This is a genomic window from Protofrankia sp. CiP1_Cm_nod1, assembly GCF_920888515.1.
In the GTDB taxonomy this organism is placed as follows: domain Bacteria; phylum Actinomycetota; class Actinomycetes; order Frankiales; family Frankiaceae; genus Protofrankia.
Window position 1 is genome coordinate 1 of the sequence record NZ_CAKKTM010000234.1, and the last position, 6,038, is coordinate 6,038.

3 protein-coding genes and 1 pseudogene are annotated in these 6,038 nt (G+C 75.5%); all 4 read left to right on the forward strand.

Going from position 1 to position 6,038, the window contains the following annotated elements; all coding sequences use genetic code 11:
- Positions 1-163 precede the first annotated feature (163 nt).
- Positions 164-1,168 carry an ATP-binding cassette domain-containing protein gene (locus tag NBX02_RS10745; RefSeq protein WP_250287582.1) on the forward strand — a complete coding sequence of 335 codons (1,005 nt, stop codon included), beginning with the start codon at positions 164-166 and terminating at the stop codon, positions 1,166-1,168.
- Complete coding sequence (locus NBX02_RS10750; RefSeq protein WP_250291187.1) at positions 1,165-2,010, forward strand: ABC transporter permease; 846 nt, start codon at positions 1,165-1,167, stop codon at positions 2,008-2,010. Before NBX02_RS10745 ends, NBX02_RS10750 begins: the two co-directional genes overlap by 4 nt.
- Positions 2,011-2,245: 235 nt before the next feature.
- On the forward strand, positions 2,246-5,491 hold the full coding sequence (locus NBX02_RS10755) for an FtsK/SpoIIIE domain-containing protein (protein WP_250291189.1): 3,246 nt from the start codon (positions 2,246-2,248) through the stop codon (positions 5,489-5,491).
- Positions 5,488-6,038, forward strand: a pseudogene (locus NBX02_RS10760) (hypothetical protein); the annotation flags it as partial. The gene NBX02_RS10755 and the pseudogene NBX02_RS10760, both read left to right, overlap by 4 nt.

Below are 6,038 nucleotides of genomic sequence, written 5' to 3' on the forward strand. Positions count from 1 at the left end.
GCGCCGGCCCCGCGCCGGCCCCGGGCCGGGCCGCCGGCCGGACGATCCCCGGCCGCGCGGGGAGGGCCCCGGGAGAGCGGGTGAGAGCCGCCATACGCGCGCGGCCGGCAGGTCACTTCGCGGTTCCCGGAGTTGTCGGTGGCGTGCCGTACGATCGCCAACTGTGTCTGACAAACCCGCTGTACTCGCGCGCGACCTGCACAAACGCTTCGGCGCGAGCGTCGCGCTCGCCGGTCTGGATCTCAGCGTGGCGGCTGGGACGGTGCACGCGGTCCTCGGTCCGAACGGCGCCGGCAAGACGACCGCTGTGAGAATTCTCACCACTTTGTTGCGTGCCGATTCCGGGCATGCCGAGGTTCTCGGTCTTGACATCAGCCGACACGCGGACGAGCTGCGCTCCCGGATCGGGCTCACCGGTCAGTACGCCGCCGTCGACGAACGGCTCACCGGCCAGGAGAACCTGGAGATGTTCGGCCGGCTCTACCGGCTGTCGGCCGTTTCGGCGCGGGCCCGTGCCGAAATCCTGCTGGAGCGTTTCGACCTCACCGATGCCGCCCGCCGGCAGGCCGGCACCTATTCCGGTGGTATGCGCCGGCGGCTCGACCTGGCCGCCAGCCTGATTCTCGCGCCGCCCATGCTCTTCCTCGACGAGCCGACGACCGGGCTCGACCCGCGCAGCCGGATCCGGATGTGGGAGGTCATCGAGGAGCTTGTCCGGGACGGCGCCACCGTCCTGCTGACAACACAGTACCTGGAGGAGGCTGACCAGCTGGCCCGGCGCATCTCGGTGATCGACGGTGGCCGGGTCATCGCGGAGGGCACCGCCGACGACCTGAAGTCGCAGGTGGGTGGGGACCGCCTCGACATCGTGATCGCCCGGGGCGGGGACGTCGACGCCGCGCGCGGCGTGCTGGCGCGGTTCGCCTCCGGCGAGGTGAGCGTCGACGTCGACCGGCGACGGCTGAGCGCGCCGATGAACCGCGGCGCCGGTGTGCTGCCGGAGCTGATCCGCGGCGTCGACGAGGCGGGCGTGACCCTCGAGGACATCGCGCTGCACCGGCCCACCCTCGACGACGTCTTCCTGGCGCTCACCGGCCATCACGCGCGCGACGGGGACGCGGCCGCGAACCCGCACGAGAGCACCACCGAGGAGCTGGTGACGACATGAGCACCATCAGTGGCGACGCTGCCGTCGCCGCCACCGCCGCCACGGTCCGGCCGGTCGAGGGCCGCGGCCGGCTCGTCTGGTCACTGCTGGACGCCTGGGTCATCTGCCGGCGCAACCTGATCCAGACCTGGCGGGTGCCCGAGCTGCTGGTGTTCTCCACGATCCAGCCGGTGATGTTCGTGCTGCTGTTCGTCTACGTGTTCGGCGGCGCGATCAACGTCGGGCCCGGGGTGGACTACGTGGACTTCCTGATGCCCGGGATCTTCATCCAGACGGCGATCTTCGGCAGCATGGTGACGGGTGTCGGGCTCGCCGAGGACCGTCAGCGTGGCCTGATCGACCGGTTCCGCTCGCTGCCGATGTCGCGGGGCGCGCTGCTGGCCGGCCGGACCCTCTCGGACCTGTTCCGCAACGTGTTCGTAGTCGTGATCATGCTGCTGGTCGGGGTCGCGGTCGGGTTCCGCTTCGGTGACACCACCGTGCCCGCGGCGCTGGTCGGGTTCGCCCTCATGCTGCTGTTCTCCTACGCGTTCTCCTGGGTGTCGGCGGTGATCGGGCTGTCGGTGCGCAACGCGGAGGCGGCGCAGTCGGCCGGGTTCATCTGGGTCTTCCCGCTGACCTTCGCCAGCTCCGCGTTCGTCCCGGTCAGCACGATGCCGGGCTGGCTACAGGCCTTCGCCGAGCATCAGCCGATCACCGTGACGATCGACGCGACACGGGCGCTGTTCCTCGGCGGCCCGGTGGCCTCCGCGCTGGTCCAGTCGCTGGCGTGGTGCGCCGGGCTGCTCGTCGTCTTCGTGCCGTGGTGCGTCAGGGCCTACCGCCGCTCCACCGGCGGCTGACCGGGCGACAGCCGCCAGCGGCCGGCCCGCCCGGGCGGGCCGGCCGGCACCGCGGATGCCGAGCCGCCCGTACTGGACCACCCCCGCCTGGCCCGGGCACGATATACGGATGTCCGCGTCCGGTAGCGTCACATCCGCGGACGCCGTCGGAGTCAGGGAAAACCCCGCCCTGACCGGATCTTGCCATTAGGTTGGTGCTCCGTCGTGGCATCGGTGTGAGCGCGGGGAGGTCGTGGTGTCGGGCACTCGGCGGGTCCGGACACTCGTCACCGGCATTCAGACATGCCTGGGCGAGGCGTTGAGCCTTGCCGACCAGCTGGACGCGCTGGCCGACCAGGTCGAGCGGCCCGACGCGGACGGGCCGGTGCCGGGCGGGCCCGCCCGCCCGCATGCCCGGCAGGGCTCATCCGTGGATGTCTGGCACGCCGTCCCGGACGCCGCCGACGCGCAGGTGCCGGCCGCGGTCGGGACGGCCGCCGCGATCGCCCGCGGGCAGGCGCCGGGCCTCGCCAGCGCGCCCTGGTCGTCCCCGCTGTGGCCGGTGCCCGGGGCGGCCGAACGGGCGCCGGGGAACGGGGCCACCACCAGCCTGCCCGAACTGCCCAGCCCGCCCAGCCTCCCCGAGCTGCCGGGCCGCCCCCGGCCGGCGGCGGCCGGGCAGCTCTACCGGCCGGGGCTGTGGCGGGTGGGCCGGGCGCTCGTCCCGCCCCTGCTGCCCGGCGGGCGGACCACCGAGGTGCCGCTGGCCGTCAGCCTCCTCGACGGCGGCAACCTGCGGATCGTGGTGGACCGCGACCGCCGGGCCGAGGGTGTCGGTGTCGTACGGGCCCTGCTCACCCGGGTGCTCGCGGCGGCACCGCCGGGATCGGTCCGGGTCACCGTCTACGACCCCCACGAGCTCGGCGCGGGGCTCGCCGGCTTCGCCCCGCTGCGGGCCGCCGGCGTGGTCAGCCCCACCCTGACCAGCCGGACCCGGCTGGAGAGCGCGCTGGGGGAGCTGTCCGCGGACGTCGGGCGCATCACCGTCGACCGGCTCGGCGGCCGGTTCGCCTCCCTGCGGGAGCGGGAGGCCGCGGGCCTGCCCCGGGCCGAGCCGTGGCGGCTGCTGGTGCTGCTGGCCTGGCCGTCGCTGGCCGATGACGCCGCGCGGGCGCTGGAGGCGGTCGCCGCCCAGGGGCCCGCGTGCGGCGTGCACGTGATCGCGCTGGTGGAGGACGGCGGGACGGCCGTCGTCGGCCGTCGGGGGCACGAGACGCTGACCGGCGCCGAGACCCTGCGCGTGGCCGGGCCCGCCGGGGATCCCGCCGCCGGCGGCCTGTTCGCCGCCGGGGACGGGCCCGACGGCGACGGGGCCCCCACCGCCGGCCCGACGATCTGGAGCTGTTCGCTCGCCGGGCCGTTGGAATGCGAGCTGGACGACCCGCCGCCGCCGGAGCTGGTGGCCGCGGTCGCCGAGTCCGTCGCGGCCGCCACGGCCGTCGAGGCCGCCCGCCCCCCGGACGCCCGGGCGCTGCTGCCCGACACGCTGTGGAGCTTGGACGCGGCCGGTGGCCTGAGCGTCCCGGTGGCGTTCGGCCCGGACGGCCCGGTCACGCTCCGCTTCGACGACGACACCGTCCACGCGCTCGTGGGCGGGCAGGCCGGCTCGGGCAAGTCGACGCTGCTGCTCGACGTGGTGTACGGGCTGGCCGCCCGCTACGCCCCCGAGCAGCTGCGCTTCCACCTGCTCGACTTCAAGGAGGGCCTGGAGTTCGCCCAGTTCGCGCCCCGGGCCGGCGACCCGTTCGTGCTGCCGCATGCGGACACCATCGGGATGGACAGCGACCGGGAGTTCGGTGTCGCCGTGCTGCGCCACGCCCGCGCCCAGATGCAGCGGCGGGCCCTGGCCATGCGGGCCGTCGGCGCCCGGGACCTGCGTGGCCTGCGGGCCGCGCGGGGCGGCGCCGGCTGGCCGCGGATCCTGGTGGTGATCGACGAGTTCCAGGTGATGCTCACCCCGCTCGACGCGGTGTCGCGGGAGGCGGTCTCGCACCTGGAGGCGCTCGCCCGCCAGGGCCGCGCCTACGGCATCCACCTGCTGCTGGCCAGCCAGACGCTGTCGGGTATCGACGCTCTGGACGCCACCGCCGGCAAACGTGGTTCGATCTTCGGCCAGTTCGCGTTGCGGATCGCGCTGCGTACCTCGATCTCGGAGTCCCGGGTGCTGCTGTCGACCACCAACGAGGCGGCGGGTGCGCTCGCGGGCGTGGGGGAGGCCATCGTCAACCGGCGTAACGGCCACCCGGCCGGCAACGAGCTCGTCCGGGTGGCCTACCCCACGCCGGCGGTGCTCACGTCGCTGCGCGCGAGCCTCGCGCGGGCGGGCGCTCCCGGCGCGCCGGGCCGTCCCGGGCCGCGGGTCTTCGTCGGCCACGCGCCGGCGGTCCTGGACGACAACCCGCTCTACCGGTCGCTCGCGGGCGCGCCCGTCCCGGTCGAACGCGCCGAGCGGGCCGGTGCCGTCGACGTCGCGGTCCTCGAGAGCGCCCACGAGGGCAACGCCGGCCACGGTGGTGCGCCCGACACGGCCGGCGGCGTGACCGGCGCTGTGACCGACGACGCGGACGCCGCCGGGGCGGCCGAGCCGCTGGCCCTGGTGGGGGTTCCCCTCGACCTGCATCCGGCGGCCGTCGGGGTGCGGCTGTCCCCGCTGCCGGGACGCAGCCTCGCGGTGCTCGGGCCGTTGCGCCGGGAAGCGGTCGGGGTGCTGCAGGCGGCCGTGGTGAGCGTCGCCGGCCAGGCCGTGCAGGGCGGTGTACGGGTCGACATCGTCGCGGTCACCGCCGAGACCACGCAGGCGGCCGAGGTGCTCGCCGGCCGGGTCCGCGCCGCCGGGCAGTCCGCTCGGGTCCATCCGCCGGCGGCGTTGCGCCGGGTGCTGCGGGAGGTCAGCGACGAGGTGCGGGAGCGGGAGGACGCCGCCCTGGCCGGCGCGGCCGGTACCCCCTGGCCCGGTGACCGGTCCTACGAGCGGCTCGCCCGGCCGGTGCGGCTGCTCGTCCTGTTCGCCGCCGACGCCGGGCGGGCCGTCCTGGAGGCCAAGGAGCCCCCCGCCCGCCGCTCGGGCCTGGACGACCTGCGTTTCATCACCCGCCGGGGCCCTGGCCAGCGGGTGCACCTGCTCGGCTGGTGGCGCGGCCCGGGCCGGCTGCTCGACGACCTCGGCCCGATGCACCGTGACGACGTGGGGGCGTGGGTCGCGGTCGGCGTGCCCGCGAGTGACCTGTTCAGCCTGGCGGGCAACCGGTCGGTCACCGCGGGGACGGGCCCGAACCGGGCGGTCCTGTTCGACCGGAACGGGTATGCGGAGGCCCGCACGATCGTCCCGTTCTCACCGTTGCCGGCCCAGGCCGGGCCGGCGGCGGCGGTGACGGGCGACCAGCGGCACGACCGGGAGCACGGCCGGGACGGCCGGGAGCCGTGGAGGAGGCTGCCGGGTTGACCGGTGCGCCCGCGACCCACGAAACGAGGATCATGGTTGACGTGCCCGACCAGCCGGGTGGCTTCCTCGCCGTACCGGAGGCTGAGCCAGGGTGGCGGGCCGACGCCCGCCACGAGCCCGCCCTGCGCGATCCCGACCTCGACGACCCGCTGATCGCGGCCGTGCGCTACCGTGCGTTGCTCGACGAGCTCACCCAGGCCAGGAACAAGGTGGAGGACCGGATGTCCGCCGGCCGGCAGCGGCGTGCCGAGGTCGCGCGGGCGCACCGGGAGTCGGCGGAGGCGATCCGCGCCGAGGTCGACGAGGTGTGGCGGGTGGTGGCCGAACCGCTCGCGCACCACGGGATCAGCAGCCTCGACCAGCTCCGGCCGCCGCCGGTGGAACGGGCCGGCGACGTCCCCGCCGTCGCCATTCCCGATCATGACACGCCCGGCTATGACGTTCCTGGTCACGCCTCCGGCCGTGACGTGCCCGTCGTCGCCGGGCCCGGTGGCCGGCCGGTCGCCCGGGCCCAGCACCGCCGGGGCGAGCCCGGGCAGGCACGCCC